The 20807-nt window shown below is 44.9% G+C and carries 20 protein-coding genes and 2 pseudogenes; 9 read left to right on the top strand and 13 right to left on the bottom strand.

The annotated features are described in order from the left end of the window. The first annotated feature begins 100 nt into the window (after window positions 1-100). Both SC79_RS12860 and SC79_RS12855 read left to right on the top strand, forming a co-directional pair. Entirely contained in the window at window positions 101-850 is a 750-nt protein-coding gene (locus SC79_RS12860; protein WP_039075390.1) for a C39 family peptidase, read from the top strand. A 240-nt stretch (window positions 851-1090) separates the two neighbouring features. Beyond that, window positions 1091-1516, top strand: a pseudogene (locus tag SC79_RS12855) (pectate lyase); the annotation flags it as partial. Window positions 1517-1531: 15 nt separating this feature from the next. Here the strand turns inward: SC79_RS12855 and SC79_RS12850 are convergent. From SC79_RS12850 to hprK, 5 genes are read right to left on the bottom strand one after another with little or no spacing between them, the layout of a single operon-like run. After that, complete coding sequence (locus tag SC79_RS12850) at window positions 1532-2050, bottom strand: acyltransferase (RefSeq protein ID WP_039075389.1); 519 nt, start codon at window positions 2048-2050, stop codon at window positions 1532-1534. A 3-nt stretch (window positions 2051-2053) separates the two neighbouring features. After that, on the bottom strand, window positions 2054-2704 hold the full coding sequence (gene ppaX / locus SC79_RS12845; protein WP_039075388.1) for a pyrophosphatase PpaX: 651 nt from the start codon (window positions 2702-2704) through the stop codon (window positions 2054-2056). Then, entirely contained in the window at window positions 2701-3639 is a 939-nt protein-coding gene (locus SC79_RS12840) for a nucleoside recognition domain-containing protein (protein WP_039075387.1), read from the bottom strand. Before SC79_RS12840 ends, ppaX begins: the two co-directional genes overlap by 4 nt. A 23-nt stretch (window positions 3640-3662) precedes the next feature. Continuing rightward, complete coding sequence (gene lgt / locus SC79_RS12835) at window positions 3663-4472, bottom strand: prolipoprotein diacylglyceryl transferase (protein WP_039075386.1); 810 nt, start codon at window positions 4470-4472, stop codon at window positions 3663-3665. Window positions 4473-4485: 13 nt separating this feature from the next. Continuing rightward, on the bottom strand, window positions 4486-5418 hold the full coding sequence (hprK, locus tag SC79_RS12830; RefSeq protein WP_010328731.1) for an HPr(Ser) kinase/phosphatase: 933 nt from the start codon (window positions 5416-5418) through the stop codon (window positions 4486-4488). A 181-nt stretch (window positions 5419-5599) separates the two neighbouring features. On the opposite strand from hprK, the gene nagA reads away from it, so the two are divergent. Genes nagA through SC79_RS12815 form a run of 3 tightly spaced genes read left to right on the top strand, consistent with a single transcriptional unit; the run spans window position 5600 to window position 8264 of the window. Continuing rightward, on the top strand, window positions 5600-6790 hold the full coding sequence (nagA, locus tag SC79_RS12825) for an N-acetylglucosamine-6-phosphate deacetylase (RefSeq protein ID WP_039075385.1): 1191 nt from the start codon (window positions 5600-5602) through the stop codon (window positions 6788-6790). Continuing rightward, window positions 6787-7515, top strand: a complete 729-nt coding sequence (nagB, locus tag SC79_RS12820) for a glucosamine-6-phosphate deaminase (protein WP_039075384.1) — start codon at window positions 6787-6789, stop codon at window positions 7513-7515. The genes nagA and nagB overlap by 4 nt, the downstream gene beginning before the upstream one ends. A gap of 17 nt (window positions 7516-7532) precedes the next feature. Continuing rightward, window positions 7533-8264: a GntR family transcriptional regulator gene (locus tag SC79_RS12815; protein ID WP_039075383.1), complete on the top strand. Its 732-nt coding sequence runs from the start codon at window positions 7533-7535 to the stop codon at window positions 8262-8264. Window positions 8265-8282: 18 nt separating this feature from the next. Here SC79_RS12815 and SC79_RS12810 read toward each other — a convergent pair whose 3' ends face one another. After that, the gene (locus tag SC79_RS12810; RefSeq protein ID WP_039075382.1) at window positions 8283-12152 is read right to left on the bottom strand and encodes a metallophosphoesterase; all 3870 of its coding nucleotides are present in this window, start codon (window positions 12150-12152) and stop codon (window positions 8283-8285) included. A 164-nt stretch (window positions 12153-12316) separates the two neighbouring features. Here SC79_RS12810 and SC79_RS12805 point away from each other — a divergent pair, with 164 nt between their 5' ends. Then, window positions 12317-12790: a MarR family transcriptional regulator gene (locus SC79_RS12805; RefSeq protein ID WP_039075381.1), complete on the top strand. Its 474-nt coding sequence runs from the start codon at window positions 12317-12319 to the stop codon at window positions 12788-12790. A 39-nt stretch (window positions 12791-12829) separates the two neighbouring features. Here the strand turns inward: SC79_RS12805 and cypX are convergent, their stop codons facing one another. Continuing rightward, on the bottom strand, window positions 12830-14047 hold the full coding sequence (cypX, locus tag SC79_RS12800) for a pulcherriminic acid synthase (protein ID WP_039075380.1): 1218 nt from the start codon (window positions 14045-14047) through the stop codon (window positions 12830-12832). A gap of 14 nt (window positions 14048-14061) precedes the next feature. Further along, complete coding sequence (gene pchC / locus SC79_RS12795) at window positions 14062-14808, bottom strand: cyclo(L-leucyl-L-leucyl) synthase (RefSeq protein WP_039075690.1); 747 nt, start codon at window positions 14806-14808, stop codon at window positions 14062-14064. A 433-nt stretch (window positions 14809-15241) separates the two neighbouring features. Here pchC and SC79_RS12790 point away from each other — a divergent pair, with 433 nt between their 5' ends. Both SC79_RS12790 and SC79_RS12785 read left to right on the top strand, forming a co-directional pair. Continuing rightward, the gene (locus tag SC79_RS12790) at window positions 15242-15742 is read left to right on the top strand and encodes a MarR family transcriptional regulator (protein ID WP_039075379.1); all 501 of its coding nucleotides are present in this window, start codon (window positions 15242-15244) and stop codon (window positions 15740-15742) included. 20 nt (window positions 15743-15762) lie between these two features. Then, on the top strand, window positions 15763-16974 hold the full coding sequence (locus SC79_RS12785; protein WP_039075378.1) for an MFS transporter: 1212 nt from the start codon (window positions 15763-15765) through the stop codon (window positions 16972-16974). A gap of 26 nt (window positions 16975-17000) precedes the next feature. Here SC79_RS12785 and SC79_RS12780 read toward each other — a convergent pair whose 3' ends face one another. From SC79_RS12780 to SC79_RS12765, 4 genes and pseudogenes are all read right to left on the bottom strand, one after another. Continuing rightward, window positions 17001-17360, bottom strand: coding sequence for a phage holin family protein (locus tag SC79_RS12780; protein ID WP_039075377.1), 360 nt, complete (start codon window positions 17358-17360; stop codon window positions 17001-17003). 1 nt (window position 17361) lies between these two features. Continuing rightward, window positions 17362-17558, bottom strand: a pseudogene (locus SC79_RS12775) (PspC domain-containing protein). A 4-nt stretch (window positions 17559-17562) separates the two neighbouring features. Continuing rightward, entirely contained in the window at window positions 17563-18660 is a 1098-nt protein-coding gene (locus SC79_RS12770) for a DUF4097 family beta strand repeat-containing protein (RefSeq protein WP_039075376.1), read from the bottom strand. A 24-nt stretch (window positions 18661-18684) separates the two neighbouring features. Beyond that, entirely contained in the window at window positions 18685-19011 is a 327-nt protein-coding gene (locus SC79_RS12765) for a hypothetical protein (protein WP_039075375.1), read from the bottom strand. Between the two features lie 220 nt (window positions 19012-19231). On the opposite strand from SC79_RS12765, the gene SC79_RS12760 reads away from it, so the two are divergent. Next, a complete protein-coding gene (locus SC79_RS12760; protein ID WP_039075374.1) occupies window positions 19232-19471 on the top strand; it encodes a hypothetical protein in 240 nt (79 codons plus the stop codon). 199 nt (window positions 19472-19670) lie between these two features. On the opposite strand, the gene hag is transcribed toward SC79_RS12760, so the two are convergent. Beyond that, a complete protein-coding gene (gene hag / locus SC79_RS12755; RefSeq protein WP_039075373.1) occupies window positions 19671-20492 on the bottom strand; it encodes a flagellin Hag in 822 nt (273 codons plus the stop codon). Window positions 20493-20807: the final 315 nt, after the last annotated feature.

Raw genomic sequence — 20807 nt, 5'->3', positions numbered from 1 at the left:
TGAAAAAAACATGAACAAATCATTAAAGGTGTGTCATATCTTAAATTCTTTATGTTTGGCATGCTATAATACAAATCAAATAGAGAACAAGGAGATACAGATGAAAACACTGCGAACTCTATGTGTCCTGATCATTCTATCAGGCGTTATTTTTTTCGGACTGAAAATATATGCAAAAGATATAGATATCCCTTTTTTCAATAGCATTAAAAGAGAAGCTGAAGAAGGCTCGGAAACAGCTGCAAACAGCGAAAACGAGCTGCAAGGAAGCGCGGAACCGCTGAATGTCGTGCTTTACAATCAAATGGACGCCCCTCGGCTCTATAATGGCTGTGAAGTAACAAGCCTTGCGATGGTGCTGAATTACGCGGGATATGACGTGACAAAAAACACATTGGCAAACCAGATTGCCACAGTGCCTTTGACATATAGCAACGGATTAAAAGGGGATCCGAATGACGGATTTGTCGGGGATATGGCGAATGGCCCCGGTCTCGGTGTCTACCACGGACCGATCTATCAATTAGCAAAAACATATGCCGGAGACAAAGTGTCTGACCTGACTGGAAAAAGCATTTCTTCAGTCTATCAACAACTTGAGAAGGGCAATCCTGTTTGGGTCATTACGACCGCCAGCTTGGCGCCAGTTGACAATATGGAGACATGGAAAACACCAAATGGAACAATTGATATCACGTTCAGTGTCCACAGTGTCGCCGTTACGGGCTATGATGAAAAATATGTATATCTCAATGATCCGTATGGCTATAAAAACAGAAAAACGGACAGAGCCAGTTTTGAAAACGCGTGGGAACAAATGGGCAGCCAGGCCATCGTTATCCAAAAGTAAACAGCTGAACACCCCACTATGCTCTACCCTGAGCAAACACGACAATATTCATGCTTTTTGTTTCAATCGGTAAGATCGATTCATTTTCCATTTATTATCCAAAAATATCTTTACTTTCAGGCTGTCTGTTTTTATGATTAAAGCAGATTCAGCCTTGCCCCGATCTATGTGAGAGAAGCCGGAGCAAGACGCTGAGGCTTCTCTTACAAAATGTATCGATATCCGGGGAGGATTTTATCATTGAAAAAAATCGCGTCTATCCTATTTATGTTCAGTTTGGTTATCGGTTTCAGCCAGTTTCAGTCATCAACTGCTTTTGCAGCTGACAAAGTGGTTCATGAAACAATTATTGTGCCAAAAAATACAACATATAACGGGAAGGGACAGCGGTTTGTAGCAGGGAAAGAATTAGGTGACGGAAGCCAGTCCGAAAAACAAAAACCTGTTTTTCGTGTGGAGGATGGAGCAACTCTGAAAAATGTGGTGCTCGGCGCACCTGCTGCTGATGGCGTGCACACTTATGGAAACGTTAACATTCAGAATGTAAAGTGGGAAGTTGTGGGCGAGGATGCGTTAACGGTGAAGAAGGAAGGAAAAGTGACCATCGATGGAGGCTCCGCCCAAAAAGCGTCGGATAAGATGTTCCAAATCAATAAAGCCAGCACAAAGGCCCGCTAATGTTTATTCAGCGGGCCTTTTCATTCTTTCTTTCATTTCTTCCTTCGTATAGATGATCCGCATCGGATTTCCTCCGACAAACGCGCCGGCAGGCACATCTTTATGGACAAGCGTTCCCGCGGAAACCACTGCGCCATCGCCTATTTCCACTCCGGGCAAAATGGTCGTGTTGGCACCGATCATCACTTCGTCTCCGATCAGGACTTTACCGATCCGGTATTCTTGAATCAAATACTCATGGGCCAAAATGGTCGTATTGTACCCGATGATTGAATTTGTTCCAACTGTGATCTTTTCCGGAAACATAATATCCGGCATCACCATCAAGGCAAACGATGTCTGCTTCCCAATCTCCATCCGCAGAAACGTACGGTACAGCCAGTTTTTCATCCCTATAAACGGTGTATATCTCGCCATTTGAATGACAATGAAATTTTTGACAACCTTTAAAAAAGGGACCGTTTGATAGACATGCCATAGTGAGTTAGCTCCTGAGACCGGATGACGATCTGTTTTTCTCACAGATTACTTCACTCCAACGATTTGTAATAGATCACTCATTTTGTCAAGCATATAATCAGGCTCATGCTTCGCAAGCATTTCCGGCCCTTTAATCGTCCATGCCACTCCAGCCGTTTTTGTTCCGGCGTTTTTTCCTGCCAGCACATCATGGTAATTATCACCGACCATCATGGCTTCCGCCGGCTCGCTTCCAAGCTGTTTCAACGCTAACAGAACCGGCTCGGGATCAGGCTTTGCATGTGTCACATCATCGAGGGTGACGACCGTTTCAAAGAACTCACCGATGCCCGTCAGCTTGAGGCCCATATTGACAGTATCTCTTAATTTCGTTGTTACAATCCCTAAGTTAAACCCGGCTTTTTTCAATGCATCCAAGGTTTCATACACGGTTTCGTATTCAGACACAAGTGAATCATGCATATCATGATTGTATGCTCTGTACATGGCGATCATATCATCGCATTGATCAGCGTCCATCGAGGAGAATGTGTCATAAAGAGACGGCCCGATAAACGCGAGTACGTCTTCTCGTTTATACTTGCTCGGATAATAATGCTCCAGTGTATGCAAAAAGGACGCGATAATTAATTCGTTCGTATTAATAAGGGTTCCGTCTAAATCAAACAGAATCGTCGTTACTTGTTTGTCACTCATATTGCTTCCTTTCCAACCGCTGAGGGTTTCCACTTTTTCCATGTGTGCGCAATAGCCATTGTCAAGAGCACCGCGGTGGTGACACGTATCAGAAGAAGAGGCCAGACCGGTATGCCGAGCGGAATAAAGACGAGTGTATCTTCCACGACCGCGTGACAGGCAACGAGAAAAATAAATGCCAATGTCATATCCCGCCTGCTCACGCCGTCATCCTCAACAGCTTTGATCATGACACCCGCTCCGTAGGCCAAACCGATCGTCAGTCCAGCCACCATCGTCATGGACGTATTTTTATTCATGCCAAGCAGCTGCGTAAACGGAGACAGCCATCTGGAAAAACGGTGCAGCCAGCCTAAATCTCTTAAAAACTGAATGATGATCATCAGCGGGATCACAATGGCCGCCAGCTGCAAAACACCGAGCCCAGCTTTCATTAAAGCCTCGGTAAGCACTGCCAGCCAGCCGTCAGGAACCGCGCTCTTCGCGGCGATAAAACCGTACTGCGCGGTTTCCTGTCCGCCATGCCAAATCAGGTTAATGACGATCGCTGAGACAGCGGCCAAACCGATGCGCACCGCCAATATGACGCCAATTCTGATGCCAACCTTTGCGGCCACTGTCGATTCGATAATCAAGTTATGGCAGAATGACAGCATCACAGCCAAAATAAAAACTTCCTTCACAGATAAATCCAATGTCAAAATCCCGGCAATGCCGGCATACAGATTCAGCATATTCCCCAGCACAAGCGGAATGGCTGCTTCTCCAGAAAGCCCGAACAGGCCCATAACCGGTGTGATCAGCCGTATCAGCCAATCCATGACAGGCGTATGCTGAAGCAATGTAACCAATAGAGTTACCGGGAAAATGACTTTGCCGAGTGTCCATGTTGTTTGAAGACCTGCCGCCAGACCGGCCAGAAAGATCTTCTTCATCCCTCATCCCCCTTTGTTGGCGTCTACTCCGTGTACCGCTCCTTCGAGTAACCCTTGACACGTCTGAAGATGATGGCCGCCACAGCCAAAACAATCAATACAATTGAAATCACCTGCGCGATGCGGAGTGCCTCAGTCAGCATTAAGCTGTCAGTCCGCATTCCTTCAATAAAGTATCTTCCGATTGAATACCAGATGATATAGATCAAGAACATCTCGCCTCTGCGCAAATTTGCTTTGCGAAGGAGCAGCAAAACAACAACGCCGACAAAGCTCCATAGTGATTCATATAAGAAAGTAGGGTGATAATATTGTCCGTTAATATACATCTGATTGATGATAAAGTCAGGCAGATGCAGGCTTTCTAAAAAGGCTCGGCTGACTGCCTCGCCATGTGCCTCCTGATTCATGAAGTTTCCCCAGCGGCCGATCGCCTGGCCGAGTAAAATGCTCGGTGCGGCAATGTCCGCAAGCTTCCAGAACGAAAGGTTTTTCACCCTTGAAAACACATAACCTGTTAAAATGGCCCCGATTAATCCGCCATGAATGGCAATGCCGCCCTTCCAAATCTTAATGATTTCTCCCGGATGTGCCGCATAATAATCCCATTCAAATGCAACGTAATAAATTCGGGCGCAAATAATCGCAATCGGAATGGCAAACAGGACAAGATCAATAAATGTATCTTTTTGCAGCCCCAGTTTCTCACTTTCTCTCATCGCGATCCAAAGTCCAAGCAAAGCACCGAGACCGATAATAATTCCGTACCAATGGACGGCTAACGGCCCCAGCTGAAAAGCTATCGGATTGAGCGGTTCTATCGCTTCATTCATTTAACGCCAACTCCTATTCGTCTTGTTCACCGTCTTCAATGACGTCCGCCAGCTTAGTCGTAAACTGCTCGGCGGCATTCAGGCCCATCCGCTTCAATCTGAAGTTCATCGCTGCCACTTCGATAATGACTGCGAGATTTCGGCCCGGTCGGACGGGAATCGTCAGTTTTGTCACTTCCGTATCAATGATTTTCATCGTTTCTTCCTCAAGTCCGAGACGGTCGTATTGCTTGCCCTGCTCCCAGAGTTCAAGATTCATGACAATCGTGATTCGTTTATTGCTTCTGACTGCGCCGGCACCGAACAGCGTCATCACGTTGATAATGCCGAGCCCCCTGATTTCCAGAAGATGTTCAATTAATTCCGGGGCGTTTCCGACAAGGGTATCCTGGTCCTCCTGCCGGATTTCAACGCAATCATCCGCAACGAGGCGGTGTCCTCTTTTCACAAGCTCCAGCGCGGTCTCACTTTTCCCGACACCGCTTTTCCCTGTGATCAGCACGCCGACGCCGTATATGTCAACAAGAACGCCATGAATCGCCGTGGTAGGTGCCAGACGGCTCTCAAGAAAGTTGGTTAACCGGCTTGACAGCCTTGTTGTTTTCAGCGGCGATCTAAGGACAGGCACACCGTTTTTCTCAGAAGCGTCAATCAGCTCCTGCGGAATAGGCATATCTCTAGAAAGAATAATAGCTGGTGTTACATCCGTGCACAGAGATTCCATTCGCTGCTTTTTATCCTCTTCCGGCAGCTGCTCAAAGAAAGAAAGCTCTGTTTTTCCGAGAAGCTGCACGCGTTCTCTCGGGTAATATGTAAAATATCCGGCAATTTCAATGCCTGGTCTTGATAAGTCACTCATGGTAATCGGGCGGTTAACCCCTTCTTCTCCGCTGATTAATTCCAAATTGAACTGTTCCATTACGTCTTTTGTGCGAACTTTTGCCACGATATGTTCCTCCTGTTCCGGGCTGCCCCGAGCTTGCTCACAATACTTTCATTTTATCACTTTCGGGCTTGAACCTAAAACAGATTTTATAAAAGACGGGAAAACACCTCAGCTGGTCTAGATCACTAGTCTGAAAAAGAGTAAAATAAATGTATACATATACCAGAAAGGCGGATCACCTATGGCAAAAAGTCTTCTTATCAAAGACATCGCGATCGTGACAGAAAACGAAGGAATCAAAAAAGGCTATGTCGGAATCACTGACGGAAAGATCAGCACAGTCACTAGAGAACGGCCTAAAGAGACCTATGCAAAAGAGATTCATGCACCGGCAGATTCCGTTTTGCTTCCCGGGATGATTGACATTCATATTCACGGCGGCTATGGCGCAGATACAATGGATGCAAGCTTTTCTGCCCTCGACACCATGTCGTCAAGGCTGCCCGAAGAAGGCACGACGAGCTTTTTAGCAACAACCATTACCCAGGAACATGGGCATATTTCTCAAGCTTTGGTGAATGCAAGAGAGTGGAAAGCGGCTGAAGAAGCCTCTTTATTAGGTGCGGAACTGCTCGGCATTCATTTGGAGGGCCCTTTTGTTTCACCTAAAAGAGCCGGAGCGCAGCCAAAGGAATGGATCAGGCCTTCAGATGTTGCACTTTTCAAAAAGTGGCAGCAGGAGGCAGGCGGGCTGATTCACATTGTCACACTTGCACCTGAGGAAGATCGGCATTATGAACTGATTCGCTATTTGAAAGACGTATCGATTATCGCGTCGATGGGGCACACAGATGCCGACTCCGCATTATTGTCGGAGGCCGCGAAAGCAGGCGCGAGCCATATGACCCACCTCTACAACGCGATGAGCCCGTTTCATCACCGAGAGCCCGGCGTAATCGGAACGGCGCTAGCCCATGATGGGTTTGTGACAGAGCTTATTGCCGACGGCATCCATTCCCATCCTTTAGCGGCAAAGCTTGCTTTTTTGGCAAAAGGCAGCAGCAAGCTCATTTTAATTACTGATTCTATGAGGGCAAAAGGCCTGAAAGATGGTGTGTACGAGTTCGGCGGCCAAAGTGTGACGGTGAAAGGAAAAACAGCTCTTCTTTCAGACGGAACACTTGCCGGTTCAATCCTCAAAATGAACGAAGGCGCACGGCATATGCGTGAGTTTACAAATTGTTCTTGGACGGATATAGCTAATATAACTTCTGCAAACGCGGCCAAACAGCTGGGCATCTTTGACCGGAAAGGCAGTGTGACAGAGGGAAAAGATGCGGATCTTGTCATTGTCAACAGCGATTGCGAGGTGATTCTCACCATTTGCCGCGGAAACATTGCATTTATATCCAAGGAGGCTGACCAGATATGAAAGTAATGGAATGTCAAACATATGAAGAGCTAAGCCAAACCGCAGCAAGAATAGTCGGTGACACGATCAAGAAAAATTCTGGCGCCGTTCTCGGCTTAGCAACAGGCGGCACACCTGAAGGCACGTATCGCGAGCTGATCCGCCTGCACCAAACTGAGAACCTCTCATTTCAAAACGTCACCACGGTTAATTTGGATGAATACGCCGGACTTTCAAGCGATGATCCGAACAGCTATCACTACTATATGAATCATCGTTTTTTTCAGCATATCGACAGCCAGCCAAGCCGGCATTTTATTCCCGATGGACATGCAGTCGATCTGGAATCCGAATGCAGACGATATGAACAATTAGTGAAATCCCTCGGCGGCACTGACATTCAGCTTCTCGGCATCGGCCGAAACGGACATATCGGCTTTAACGAACCGGGAACGCCTTTCGAGTCACGCACACACATCGTGACATTAAATGAACAAACCAGGCAGGCGAATGCCAGATATTTTTCTTCAATAGACAGTGTGCCGACAAAAGCGCTCACAATGGGCATCCAGACGATTCTCTCAAGCAAACGCATCCTGCTGCTTATTTCCGGCAAAAGCAAGGCAGAAGCCGCGAAAAAGCTGTTAGAAGGAGACATAAGTGAAGATTTCCCCGCATCTGCTTTGCACCTGCATTCCGATGTAACGGTTTTGATTGATCGTGAAGCAGCAGCATTAAGACCTTGAAAGGAACATGCTGATTTATGAATATCGATAAACAATCCCCTATTCCGATTTATTATCAGATTATGGAGCAATTAAAAGCCCAAATTAAGAGTGGAGAGCTTCAGCCGGATATGTCTCTTCCCTCCGAGCGTGAATATGCCGAACAATTCGGAATCAGCCGGATGACGGTTCGCCAAGCGCTTTCTAATTTAGTCAACGAAGGCTTTCTCTACCGCCTAAAAGGCCGAGGCACCTTTGTCAGCAAGCCAAAAATGGAACAAACACTCCAAGGGCTGACAAGCTTTACAGAGGATATGAAAAGCCGCGGGATGAAACCTGGCAGCAGGCTCATTGACTATCGGCTTATTGAATCAACGGAGGAGCTCGCCGCTGTATTAGGCTGCGGGCACCCCTCATCCATCCATAAAATCACTCGGGTGCGGCTGGCAAATGATATTCCGATGGCGATCGAAGCCTCGCATATACCGTTTAAGCTTGCGGGCGAATTAAATGAATCGCATTTTCATTCGTCGATTTACGAGCATATTGAAATGTACAACAGCGCAGCGATTTCCCGCGCAAAACAGGAGCTTGAGCCAAGTGCCGCAACGTCGGAAGAAGCAAGCATTCTCGGCATTCAAACGGGGGCGCCTGTCCTGTTAATCAAACGAACAACGTATTTACAGAACGGGATTGCTTTTGAACATGCCAAATCTGTGTACAGAGGCGACCGTTATACTTTTGTCCACTACATGGATCGGCTTTCATGAAAAAATCTCCAACCCTTTTTAAGGATTGGAGACATGGCGAAAATCAAACTGGTCTGGCGCGGGATGGTACGTCTCTTTTTTCGTCTTGAACTTCCAGATCGGTGATTTCGTTTTGCCGTTAAAACTGTCTTCCACAATGGTGTACCAATAATAAACAGAGTCCGGCTCAAGGTGATCCCAGCGGAACTCAGCGGTATCCCCGCTTTTCACCTGCTCCCGTTTTCCAAGCTCTTCATTGGTATACACATTGCATTCAAAATAATCGGTTTCCACCTTTTTGATCCTCGGCTTCAAATCAAGCGAAAGGGAAAACTCGTCCTTGCTGCCATAGGTATCCGTATCATAGTAGTTTTTATCATGTAAATACGGAGAGTACGTCGATACATGCACCATATCATTCGCCTGGTCAAATTGCAGCAAACGCAAATATCCTTGTCCGCCTTCAGGCCCGCCCTGGTAATCAGCGAGCATTTGATGCACGAGGCGATCCGGTTTTCCATCACCATCATCATCCAACTCATCAGTTTTTCTCATCGCACTATGATAATGTCCGCTTAACACCATCACCACATTCGGGTTCGGTTTAACCACTTTTTTGAATATTTTCTCTCCAATCGGGCTTCTGTTTCCGCTGACCAGCAAATACTCATGAAAAGCTAAAACAGCCATCCGGTCAGGGTGCTTCCTCAACACCTGATTCATCCATGCGATGTCTTCATCGGTAATGCCCCACCCCATATACAGCATGATATAATCATTGCCGTTGCTTGAAACCAGGTCGTAATGGCCGCGGTTATTTTTATAAGAACCTCCATAATGCCATTTTTTATCAAAACGATCACTGCCAAAGTATTGGCCAAACGCCCTGTAGGAGCCGTCCTTATGCCCGACATCGTGGTTTCCTGCCAGCACGCCGTATGGAATCCCGTTCTTATCGAGAACAGACATTGACCGATCAGCGTTTTTCCACTGTCTGATATCGGCGGAATCATCTACAATGTCGCCCGTGTGAAACACATATTTGACATTGAGCCGCTTTTGATTATTGTTGATCCATGCGGTTTGTTTATCAAAAATATGCGGATAGCTTTCGGCGTAATACTGTGTATCGGACATCCAGACAAATGTGTACATATCCTTCGCTGGAGGAATTTCATCCTGGACAATCACATTCATCTTCGACTGCCGTACAAAATCGGAGGCGATCACAGACGCCTTCAGCGTAAACGGTTTGTCATCCTTGGCAACGAAGCTGTCAATCGGCTGCCACTCGTTTGTCCGATAATTCCAAGCATACATCGTCACCTTTCTTCCCGACAAAGAACTCCCCTTCCAAACCGCTTCCGCCAAGTCATTCTCATCAACTGAGGAATCAACCGTCACTTCAAAGCGATGATAAGGGAACAGCTCCTTCTTTTCTGTCGAAACTGTTTTTCCGTCAGCAGCAGATACCCGCTCCAATTCTTGATTCGTAAACGGGGTCTCACTTTTCGGCACAAAACGTTTCGGCGGTTCAGTCACTGACGCGTGCTTGAATATGTTCACATTGTTTCGTGCTGTATATTGAAATCCTCTATAAAAAGCGACATTCATGTCGTCATTCGTCGGGTCCTTCACCCGCACAGAAAGCTTTGCCCCATGCGTGCCGGCTTCGCTGTCTATGACCTCCGGCTGGTCCGGATGCTCCCGTTCTGTTTTAAACGTCCGCTCAATGACCGTTTGATTGCCCGCGAGGTCCATCGCTGTCACTTTTAGCGAATGTTTTCCCGGCGATAGTTCAGAAGATGACGTATGGTATGGGAGTGTAATGCTTTCACCATCTAAAAATGCCTCCGCCTCCTCGATTTTGCTCCATTTATCATACATATCAGCCTGCAGAATGAGATTTCCTTTGTACGTTTGTCCTTCTGTCATATTCGGCTCAATGTGCGGCCCTGAATTGTCCACCCGCACAACCAAGCTGACATTTTCCTTCCCGTCGCTTGCTTGAATATGGTGAACGCCTTCAGAAAGCTTTGTTGTATCCCACTCCAGCAGCTGTGACGTAAACAGTCCGTCAGGCAGATTGAATTGAAATTGCCAGCTTTTATTCGAGCGCTGATTATCTCCAATAAAGAGTTCCTTCTCGGGAGAAACCCTCTGATCCCTGATCACCGTACCATCCGATAACACCAATCTGGCATTTTTGACTAAGAAATCATCACGGTTTTCAGCCGTATCAAACGGTGACACCTTAGAACCTGATCGAATCGTAATATGCTGAAGCTGCTTCCCCTTACGAAGCAGCGTTTCTGGCAACGGAACAGAATAGGTGCGGTATTTATTTGTCGTATCATCAAACACCTTTAACACTTTGCCTTCCATCGTTACCGCATTTTTAAAATAAAGATTCGTTTTTCTTGTATCAAACGCAAAATACACTTCTTTTTCCATAGCGGGCTCTGTCACTTGTTTTTTTCCGTCAATCCACAGCTTGATGCTGTCAGTGCCCCCGTCTGTCGTCGCTTTAAGAAACTGGGTTCCCGACAGCGTGTCTCTGTTTTCAATGTTCATCCGCAAACCGTGTGATTTGCTTGTTTGTTTAATATCAATCATTTTGACCGGCGTTTTCGCTTCATTGACCCCGTCCCCTGCCGCAACGTAATACTCGAGCTGATCTTTCCCGATCAGTTCAGGCGAATACACAATATAATGGTAAAGATTGTCGTTGCGGTCTTTTTCAGCAAAAATGCGCTTAAACGGTTTGTTTTCGTCTGTCCGATAGTAAAAGGCCGCGGTTTTCACAAGACTGCGGTCCCGAATGTCTGCCCGCAGCTCAATGCTTTCAGCAGGACGGACAGGCTTGCGGTCAGTCAAATCCTCTATCACCGGCTTTTCTTTATCAAGCTTGATTTTTCGTTTCTGCTCAGGCACCTGCGCCTGTAATACGGTTCCCGGAGACGGATTCTTTTCCCCGATTGAAATATTGAGAAGTTCTGCGGTTCCGTCCAGCGGATATTTGTAAAGCACAGACGAGAGCCGGCGAAACGCATGTTTTCGATAGTGCGCAACCGAAATATCTTTTCCTGTATTCGTTGATATTACAACTGCCCGCGGCCTCGTATTGGCCATGCCCTCTGTCTCCTCTATCACCGCCAAATTTTTCCCTTCCGTCAATTGTGTCTCGTAATATCGATTGAAATCTTCCGCCGTCAATTCCGGATGCCCGGCAGGCTTCAGCCAAACCACAAACGTGTCGCCGGGTGGAATCGTGATCCTTTCTTCCGGCCTCCAAATCAGATCGGATTCTGGCCCTTCTTTCGGATAGCGGTAACGAATATGATAGTCTTTAAAATCAATCGTTCTGTCAGTCGTATTATACAACTCAATAAATTCATAACCGTCTGCGCGTCCTACATTCTTCGTATCAACAGCAAGCTCTGTGATCAGAAGCTCCGGAATATGGGAAAGAGCCGCTTGATATCCTTCCAGCTTCAGTTTTTTCGTCTCCGACTCGGCCCGCTGCTTCCCATTTGAAACCACAATGTAATACTCAAGCTCGCTGTTCCAAATCAATCGTTTCGGAATTTGTGCCATAAACTTTCGGATCGCTCCGGGTGTCGGGTCCATCGGCACCATTTTGTAGCCCAGCTCATTACTTTGTTTATAAAACAGAAAGGCAGAAAATGCTTGATACTCATTGTCACGTACTTGAGCCTCAATCATCAGATTGCTTTTCATTTCAGCTTTTACATCAATGTGAGGAGGATTTTCAAGCAAGGGGATGTAATGAGGCGTTTGGAATGGTTCCTGTTTTGTAATAGGGACAGCTTTCGGTTCATAGTGGCCGCCGTACAAAACTGAAAGAAAAGACAAGAATAAAGAAGCGATAACAGTGTATTTCCTCATCGAAGCACCTCCCTTTTCACGTATTTTGCGTCTGAACAGGGCAGCTTATGAGTTCATTTTTGTACAAAAAGAAGAAAAAACCGTCTGCCTCTTGAAAATCCCACTATTCCCCAGTAAAATAAGAATAGTTAACCAGTTAACAATTAAATCGGAGAGGCACAATAATGACCAACAGCATTCATGAGGAATTATTTCAAGCGATACAACAATTCGCATTAAAAAGGGATAAACGCGTCTTGCAAAAGGTGCAGATTCCGTCCCGGGATATGTCCTCAGAGCATCTCGAACACCTCAAAAAAGACTGGACATTGACCCAACTGCACATTGTTTCCTGCATACATACCAGCCAAAATGTGAATAACAGCTTTCTGGCATCACACTTACACATCTCAAAAGCAGCGGTTTCAAAAGCGGTGCAAGCTTTGTTGAAACACAAGATCATCACAGTGGCAAAAAAACCCGGCAATAAAAAAGAAATTTTTTATACATTAACTGAAAGCGGCAGAGAGCTGGCAGCATTACATGAACAGCTGCACGAAAAAGCTATGGAGAAATACGAGCAGCTCTTCAATGAATTTTCAATTGATGATTTAAAAACAGTGACTGCGTTTTTTAACTTATGGGTAAAACATATGTAAAAAAAGCCTCGCCCGCATGGGAGAGACCTTTGATTTTTATTAACACCTGTCAAACGTAATATGAAGTGAAACGGGTCCGCGTGTATACAGACCGGATTCAGCATATTGAAAACCTTCTTCTAACCTAATATTCCGCATCTTATCCAGCACAATATTGGCTACAATCTCGATTTCGGTTTTGGCAAAAGCTGCTCCTACACAGTTATGGATGCCGGATCCGAAAGCGAGATGCCGGGCGGCGCCGCTAAAAGCGCTCTTGATGCCGAGATCTTCCCGATGAATGTTAAACACGTCGGGACATTCAAACGCTTCAGGGTCTCGGTTAGCCGCTCCGATCATACAAAACACAATCGTATCTTTTTTGATTTCCATACCGCCGACCACCGTATCTTGGGACAGCTGCCGCGGAATCAGCTGAACCGGCGGTTTATAACGCAGCGTCTCGGCAATAGCTCTTGGCACTAACGTACGGTCAGCCAAAACATCATTCATCTGCTCAGGATTGTTGAGCAAATGATAGATCATCAGCGCCAGCGTCTTATCCGCCGGTTCCGTTGCGGCTAACAGCACATTGAGAATCAGCGCCAGTATATCCCTGTCCGACATCGCCATGCCTTCATATTCAGAGGTACAGAGGATCGAAATTAAATCTGATCCCGGATTGACGCGGCGGTCCTCGATGACAGGCATCAAGTATTGTGAAAGTTGTTCGCTGCACCATAAAGAATGCGCCCGCGCTTCAGGATCCTGAGAGATACTCGTAATAAAATCGGCAACTCCGCTGTGCCACTCAGCGATTTTTTCATGATCTCTTTTATCCAGCCCGAGCATGTCCATCGTGACACACACCGCAAACGTCTTTCCAAAATCATTGACGAGATCGATTCTGCCTTTTTCAAGATACGGAGCTAACAAGTTTTCTGCATTTTGTTTAATCAATGGAGATAGATGGTCCAAAGCGTCCCCGATAAAGCTTCTCACTACAATTCTTCTTTTGGCGGAGTGTTCTTTCCCGTGCATTTGGGCGAGCACAGGGCCGCGCATAACCGGTTCAGCACGCTTAACAAGAGATTTTGTCGTAAAGATATCCGGATGCTGAAGGATATAGCGGACATCGTGATAGCGGCTGATAAAATAGCTGTCTATCGACTCTTCATAATGAACAGGATCTTCCTCCCGCAGCTGCGAAAAATAGGCATATGGATTTTCTTGAAATTGGTCAGAAAGCACACTAAACAATTTAATCGATTGACTCATCTTTACTCCCCCTATCATCCTTCAGATGTGATCGGTGATTCAGAAAGCATCTGCTCCATTTCCTGCACAATGAGATATCCTTGATTCGGCCGCATACGAATAGAAAATGCATGATTACTGATTTTCTCACCCAATTTCCACGGACGATGATAAGCAAGGAGCGTCTCTTCCACCTCCAAAATATCCGGAGCCCCGATAAAAAACGGCAGCTCAGCTATGACATATTCAACAGCCAAATTCAGCATATCCTCACTGACTTCTTCCATCATCAAACTAATGCCGCGCGCGCGCCCAACCATCGCTTCACGAGACATATCCAAACAAGCCTGCCGAAAATGAGGCTGTTCAAAAAACGCATGTTCAGCTTCTTGTCTCATCAGCTGATAGGCTTTGTTTTCCGTAAAATCAGAAAATGTATGGATCGCCTCCGGGTCTCCGCCATGAGCCGCAAGAGCCCTTTCAGCAAATCTTCGGTTTCGCGATACCTCTTTTCTGACTTTTCGTTCCGCCTTGCCTCTGGGAGTTCCGAGGGCTTCAAGAAGATTAGCCGCCTCATGCCCTGCAAGCAAAACAGAAACACTCTTAAATTCAGCGGTTGCCCATCCAATCAATCTGTAAATATAGTCCTCAGAAAACCTGCTGTTAAACGGGCTGATCCCCAACAAAACATGCCGGCGCCGTTCAAATATTTCTCTGCAATTTTGTGTCAGAGACTCAGCAGTAAAATGCACAGGCTTTTTTTCCGTCACCATTTCTGTCATCTCATTCACCCCTAAAAACTTATCCCGCTTTAAGTCATCACCCTCAAAGATGAGATAGAACAACTGGCTCAACTGAACAAGACGAATGGCAGGCAGCACTTAAAGTTTCCAAGTGAATTATAGTAAGATTCCAACTTCATTTTTATTATTAAATGCACATCATAATTAATGTTTACTAGTAAACATTAGTCATTTTATCCCTTATTCTTCCTTTCGTCAATACGATCAGTACCCAAATACTTGAAAATAAATGTTAATGTCACATTTTTCACACACTTTTTACACTGATGCTCCGCATGACTAACAGCAAATAAAGTTTAAAAACCAGCAATTGACAACGAAAACAAGAAAAGATAAAATTAAATCGTTCACCAGTAAACAATATTTTTATTGTTTTATTGTAAACGATTATTTCTCAGAAAGAGGGTAGCCTATGTCTGATTTGACAAAGCAGATGATATACGACATATACGTGAGACTTCTGCACCTTAATGAACAAAAAGCCAACACTTCGCTTCAGCAGTTTTTCAAGGTGGCCGCAGAAAAGGATGTGATGGATGTTCCTAAAAACATGACAAGCATTCATGTTATTGACTGTATCGGCCAGCATGAACCCATTAACAATGCGGGAATCGCCAGAAAAATGAACTTATCGAAGGCGAATGTCACGAAAATCAGCACAAAACTGATTAAGGAAGAGTTGATTAACAGCTATCAGCTGACAGATAACAAGAAAGAAGTGTATTTCAAATTAACCCGCAAAGGCAGACGGATTTTCGACTTGCATGAGAAATTGCATAAAAAAAAGGAGCTGGCGTTTTACCAATTCCTCGACTCATTCTCACAAGATGAGCAAAATGCTGTACTGAAATTTTTAGAACAGTTGACGTCTTCACTTGAAACAGAAGAAACCAACGAGACTCCGGACAAATAACACAAAAGGCGGTGTACACAATGGCTCAAACGAAATCAAAGGCGGTATTGATCTTATATATTGTTTGCTTCAGCGCTTTTTTTGCGTCTTTAAGCCAAAACATTTATTCACCTATCATCCCGATTATTAAAGAATCGTTCCATGTTTCCGCAGCAATGGTCAATCTGTCAGTCTCAGTCTTTATGATTGTGACAGCGATTATGCAAATTATTTTAGGGACCATCATCGATTTTAAAGGCGCACGGTTTGTTTTGATCGCTGGAATTCTGGCAACGGCAGCTGCCAGCGTCGGCTGCGCGGTGACCACCGATTTTACTTTGTTTCTGATATTCAGAATGATACAGGCGGCCGGGTCCGCAGCACTGCCTCTTATTGCTGCCACAACGATCGGACAGCTGTTTACAGGCAGTGAACGCGGAAGTGCCATGGGAACGTATCAAATGCTCCTTTCCGCCGCCCCGGCTATCGCACCTGTCCTCGGGGGATTGATAGGCGGAGCAGCCGGATACGAAGGGATCTTTTGGATGCTTACGGCCATCTCTGTCATTATGCTGGCGGCAAACGCCATGATCTTTCCCAAGGACGCTCCCGCTGAATCTAAGCAGAAAGCTAAGGGCAATGTTTTTGCCCATTACAAATCAATATTTACAAATCGAACAGGAAACGTCATTTTAACCTTAAGCTTTGTCCTTTTTTTCATTTATTTTGCGGTAATCGTCTACCTCCCGATATTGCTGACGGAGCATTATCATATTGATGTGAGCATAGCAGGGCTGTTGTATTTGCCGCTGGCCCTTAGTACAATCGCAGGTACGTTTCTGTTTAAACGAATACAGGCAAAAGTCGCGCTGAACACTTTGTTTATCGGCAGCAATGTGATGGCGGCCTGCAGCATCATTTTATTCGCCGTTACACATTCCGTTTCTCTTATTCTCATGGCTCTCGCACTGGCATTGTTTGGTATCTCAATGGGGGTCATTCCTCCTTTGTACTCCACAATGATCACCAACGAATTTGAACACAACAGGGGGAGTGCAATCGGAATGTTTAACTTTATCAGATACACAGGCATGGCGGCAGGACCGATGATATCTACCTATCTGCTCACCATGATGCCGTCTGTCATGTCATTTGGCCTCTTAGGCCTTATATTTGCCGCATTGAGCTTTTGCCTTCTGCCGCAATTGTATCCGCCGCAAAAGCGCATGAAACAAAAAAAGCACCACATGTAAAAAAGCTGCCCTTTGATGGCAGCTTTTCATCTCTTTTGCAGAGGTTCTAAAATTCCTTTTTGAATCAGCAAATGGAACACCGATAGAATAACAGATGCCCAAATCGCTGTGCCGAAGCCGCCAATTTGAAAACTGTCACCCATAATTGACGCGGTCATCATAAGCGTAATGGCGTTAATCACAAACAAGAAGAGACCGAACGTCACCATGGTGACTGGCAGTGTGAAGATAATCAACAGCGGTTTGACCAGCACGTTTAAGATCGATAAAATGAGGCTGGCGATAATCGCCGCCCCGAAGCTGCTGATATGGATGGAGTCAATGTATCCATCAATGACGATTAATAACAAAGCATTGACTAAAATGCTGACTGCCCATTTTACCATGTCATTTCATATCCCTTTCTGACGGGACGATAAAAATCCAAATGATATAAATCAGCAAAACAGGGAAAACACTTGTCATAACAGCTAAGATGACAGTTATGACCCTGAGGAGTGATGCGTCCCAATTGAAATATTCCGCGAGACCGCCGATGACACCGGCCATTTTTTTGTTTTTTCTGAACGGTAAAGCCTATTCATTCGATCACCTCTGTGAGTACTTTAGTTTGATAGCGCCTGTTAATGATTCTGAAAAGACGGTGATGTTTTGATCATGTGCCTGATTTGAAGTGAACATCAATTCTTTTTGAATGGTATCATTTTTTTCTTTCAGCATCTCGACATCCATTAATTCATGGGACAGCGAACCAAGGTTGCTTTTCAGCTCTGCCTTTACGGCAAGGTCTTCCGGAATCGCAAGTTCCACATGTCCAGTCGTTGTTTTTGCATAAATGGAGCGGCAGTCTGATTCAGTTACGTTCATCGCAATATTTCCGTTAAAGCTCTGAACGTCAATGGATTCGCTTCGCCCGCGGAGATCAATCAATCCGTTAATGGTTTCCGCTTCTATCGAGCCGCAGTTGTGGCTGGCAAGCTTAATTTGCCCGTTGGCCGTTTCTGCTGTGGCTTTTTCTGCTGTTAAATGCGTGAACGACAGCACGCCGTTTGTCGTTTTCGCCGAGAACTCTTTTACATGTAAATGTTCCCCTCTGACTGGACCATTAAACAGCTTCACCCGAATCTTATCATACTCCTTCTGCGGAATATATAAAGCCACATTCGTTTTCATCGTTTTCTTCTCAGTGCGGATAAAAAACTTATTTCCTTTCATTTCACATTCAATATGCTGAAGAAATGCATGTCTCGCCGCATCCTGGCTGTCAGTGCGATATACCTTCGCCTGGCATTCCGCCCTGATATCCTCATCTTCCCAAGGGACGATATTTACACTGCCGTTGGCGATTTGCAGGTCAATGCTGGAAAGGTCAGTATCTTTAAATTGAAAAATGTGTTGAACATCATACGCATGGCCAAAGTTCAAATCAAGGTCAACTTCCTTGACCTTTTTCACCGCAGAATCAATCCAATCAAACAGCTTAGCTCCTAAAGACGGTTTGCCGCTTTCTTTTTTTGTTGCTGTAAAGGGCTCTTCCTCGTCATGTACATGAACTGATAGCGCTGTGATTTTTTCTTCTTTTTCCTTGTAGTCACTTTCAAGCTTTTCAATCAATGTCAATGCCTCTTGTGCTGTAAGTTTTCCTTCTTCCACAAGCTTAAGGATGCGTTCCTTTTCTTGCTTCATTACGATCTCCTCCCCATTGTCTACTTATGCTGCGCGCAGCACCTTAATACCCTGAATCACATTCCAAACCATAATGCCAATGACAACTAAGAAGTAAATAGCCGCTCCCCCAATCATCACAAATACAGGCAGCAGGCTGTCTCCATCAATTGCAATGGCTCCGCCCAGAAAAGCGATAAATAGGACCAGCCATCCGGCAAAAGGAACAATATGAGAAATAAGAGAACGTATCGCGTGGCGTTTTGTTTCTCTCTCATCTACAACAAAATAAGCGACAATCGGCACAATGATCGGCGCGATAAACACACTAAAATAACAAAGTGAGGCAATAATGGCTTGATTACGGTTCAATTCATTTCACACTCCCATAACAGTGAATTGTCCATGACAAAAGGTCAGGGACGTTTTACTTATTCATACGTTTAAAACCTCTTAAGGTTTCATACTCATGCTAAAGACATGCTTCGATTTACGGAATTTGGATTTTAAAAAGTTTTAGAAGTAGAATCTTCCGGCTGTACCGATTACAATATGTAAAAAGCTTACGGCAATCAAGGAGGCTGGACAAGCAATGGAGAAAGATCCCGGTGACTATACAGTAACACAAGAATCGTTGTTAAAGCTGATTCATGAACAAAAACGAATGAATCGTGAAATGATCGCTGAGCTTGAACAGATTCACGGACCTCTTCCGATCTCTCACGATATTCAATATATAAAAGTGCTGCTCGACAGCAGCAATACACACATTGTCCAAGATTTAATAAATGTAAGCAGGCAGCTGTATAATAAGAAGACGGAGACATTGTAATGGCAGAAAAAGCTGCAAATCATTATAACCGAAACAATGCTAAAGGTTAGAGACAATATCTTGCCTTTTTTGTTTTGAAGATAACAAGTGATTCTCTGGGCGCCACACCATCATTGTAACAAAAAAAGCCTGCCGGCATATCCAACGAATGGACTGTCGGCAAGCTGTGACGGCCAGAAAGAACGAGCCGTTTTAGAAATTAACGTAATAATTGAAGTACGTTTTGCGGCTGTTGGTTCGCTTGAGCAAGCATTGCTTGAGAAGCTTGAGAAAGAATGTTGTTCTTTGTGAACTCGCTCATTTCTTTCGCCATGTCAACGTCACGGATACGAGACTCAGCAGCTGTCAGGTTTTCACCAGAAGCGCCTAAGTTGTTGATTGTGTGCTCTAGACGGTTTTGTACCGCACCTAGTTTAGCACGTTGATTTGAGACACTTGTAATAGCACTATCGATTTTAACAATTTCAGTGTCAAAACTAAAATCATCCGCTGAAACATCGATACCTTTTACTCCTAATGTTGTTGCATCCATGTTGCCGATTGTAACGTTAATGTTTTGCCCAGCATTTGCACCGATTTGGAAAGTGAAGCCATCAGTTTCAGTTCCATCTAATAACTTTTTGCCGTTGAATTCAGTACGTTGAGAAATACCATCAATCTCTTCAGTCAAAGCATCCATTTCATCTTTAATTGCAGTTAAATCTTCTTTTTGCTGTGTTCCAGTGTTTCCTGCTTGAACAGTAAGTTCACGCATACGTTGAAGGATCGCGTGAGTTTCAGTCAATGCACCCTCAGCTGTTTGGATAAGGGAGATCCCGTCTTGAGAGTTTTTAGAAGCCATTTCAAGACCTCTGATTTGTCCTCTCATTTTTTCAGAGATCGCGAGACCTGCTGCGTCATCACCCGCACGGTTGATCCGTAGGCCTGAAGAAAGCTTCTCCATGTTTTTAGAACTTGCATTGTTGTTTGAAGACAAACGGTTCAGTGTGTTAAGTGCTGCGATATTGTGGTTAATTCTCATGTAAAATACCTCCATGTGTATATGTTTTTGAAATCAAAGACTTCCTTTTCTTCGATTTCTGGCGCACTGTGATTCCAGTAAAGCTTCTGGCTGTTATGTAGATCCTTCATAAAGGATACCTTCAAATCCCTTCATATAAAGGGCTTTTTTGCTTAATATGGAACACATTGCCCGCCCTTCAATCCATATATCGGCAGTATTTTGTAAATGTTTAGGCGTTTTTCCAAAGAAATTTTACCCATTTGAAAAAATACCTCTAAATATCGCAAATGATTTTTCTTTTCTCGTTAAACTATAAAGGAAGCTTGCCTGCCA

The organism is Bacillus sp. MSP13 (genome assembly GCF_000815295.1).
GTDB classification, from domain to species: domain Bacteria; phylum Bacillota; class Bacilli; order Bacillales; family Bacillaceae; genus Bacillus; species Bacillus vallismortis.
Note: the sequence above shows the minus strand (reverse complement) of the source record. Positions and strands in the feature narration are given on the sequence as shown.

Excerpts from the sequence above, each read along its gene's own strand:
- SC79_RS12810 (WP_039075382.1), bottom strand. The coding sequence starts at position 12,152 with ATGAGGAAATACACTGTTATCGCTTCTTTATTCTTGTCTTTTCTTTCA.
- SC79_RS12840 (WP_039075387.1), bottom strand. The coding sequence starts at position 3,639 with ATGAAGAAGATCTTTCTGGCCGGTCTGGCGGCAGGTCTTCAAACAACA.
- ppaX (WP_039075388.1), bottom strand. The coding sequence starts at position 2,704 with ATGAGTGACAAACAAGTAACGACGATTCTGTTTGATTTAGACGGAACC.
- lgt (WP_039075386.1), bottom strand. The coding sequence starts at position 4,472 with ATGAATGAAGCGATAGAACCGCTCAATCCGATAGCTTTTCAGCTGGGG.
- pchC (WP_039075690.1), bottom strand. The coding sequence starts at position 14,808 with ATGACAGAAATGGTGACGGAAAAAAAGCCTGTGCATTTTACTGCTGAG.
- SC79_RS12760 (WP_039075374.1), top strand. The coding sequence starts at position 19,232 with ATGGAGAAAGATCCCGGTGACTATACAGTAACACAAGAATCGTTGTTA.
- SC79_RS12770 (WP_039075376.1), bottom strand. The coding sequence starts at position 18,660 with ATGAAGCAAGAAAAGGAACGCATCCTTAAGCTTGTGGAAGAAGGAAAA.
- SC79_RS12780 (WP_039075377.1), bottom strand. The coding sequence starts at position 17,360 with ATGGTAAAATGGGCAGTCAGCATTTTAGTCAATGCTTTGTTATTAATC.
- nagB (WP_039075384.1), top strand. The coding sequence starts at position 6,787 with ATGAAAGTAATGGAATGTCAAACATATGAAGAGCTAAGCCAAACCGCA.
- SC79_RS12785 (WP_039075378.1), top strand. The coding sequence starts at position 15,763 with ATGGCTCAAACGAAATCAAAGGCGGTATTGATCTTATATATTGTTTGC.
- SC79_RS12805 (WP_039075381.1), top strand. The coding sequence starts at position 12,317 with ATGACCAACAGCATTCATGAGGAATTATTTCAAGCGATACAACAATTC.
- SC79_RS12790 (WP_039075379.1), top strand. The coding sequence starts at position 15,242 with ATGTCTGATTTGACAAAGCAGATGATATACGACATATACGTGAGACTT.
- SC79_RS12815 (WP_039075383.1), top strand. The coding sequence starts at position 7,533 with ATGAATATCGATAAACAATCCCCTATTCCGATTTATTATCAGATTATG.
- SC79_RS12860 (WP_039075390.1), top strand. The coding sequence starts at position 101 with ATGAAAACACTGCGAACTCTATGTGTCCTGATCATTCTATCAGGCGTT.
- cypX (WP_039075380.1), bottom strand. The coding sequence starts at position 14,047 with ATGAGTCAATCGATTAAATTGTTTAGTGTGCTTTCTGACCAATTTCAA.
- hag (WP_039075373.1), bottom strand. The coding sequence starts at position 20,492 with ATGAGAATTAACCACAATATCGCAGCACTTAACACACTGAACCGTTTG.
- nagA (WP_039075385.1), top strand. The coding sequence starts at position 5,600 with ATGGCAAAAAGTCTTCTTATCAAAGACATCGCGATCGTGACAGAAAAC.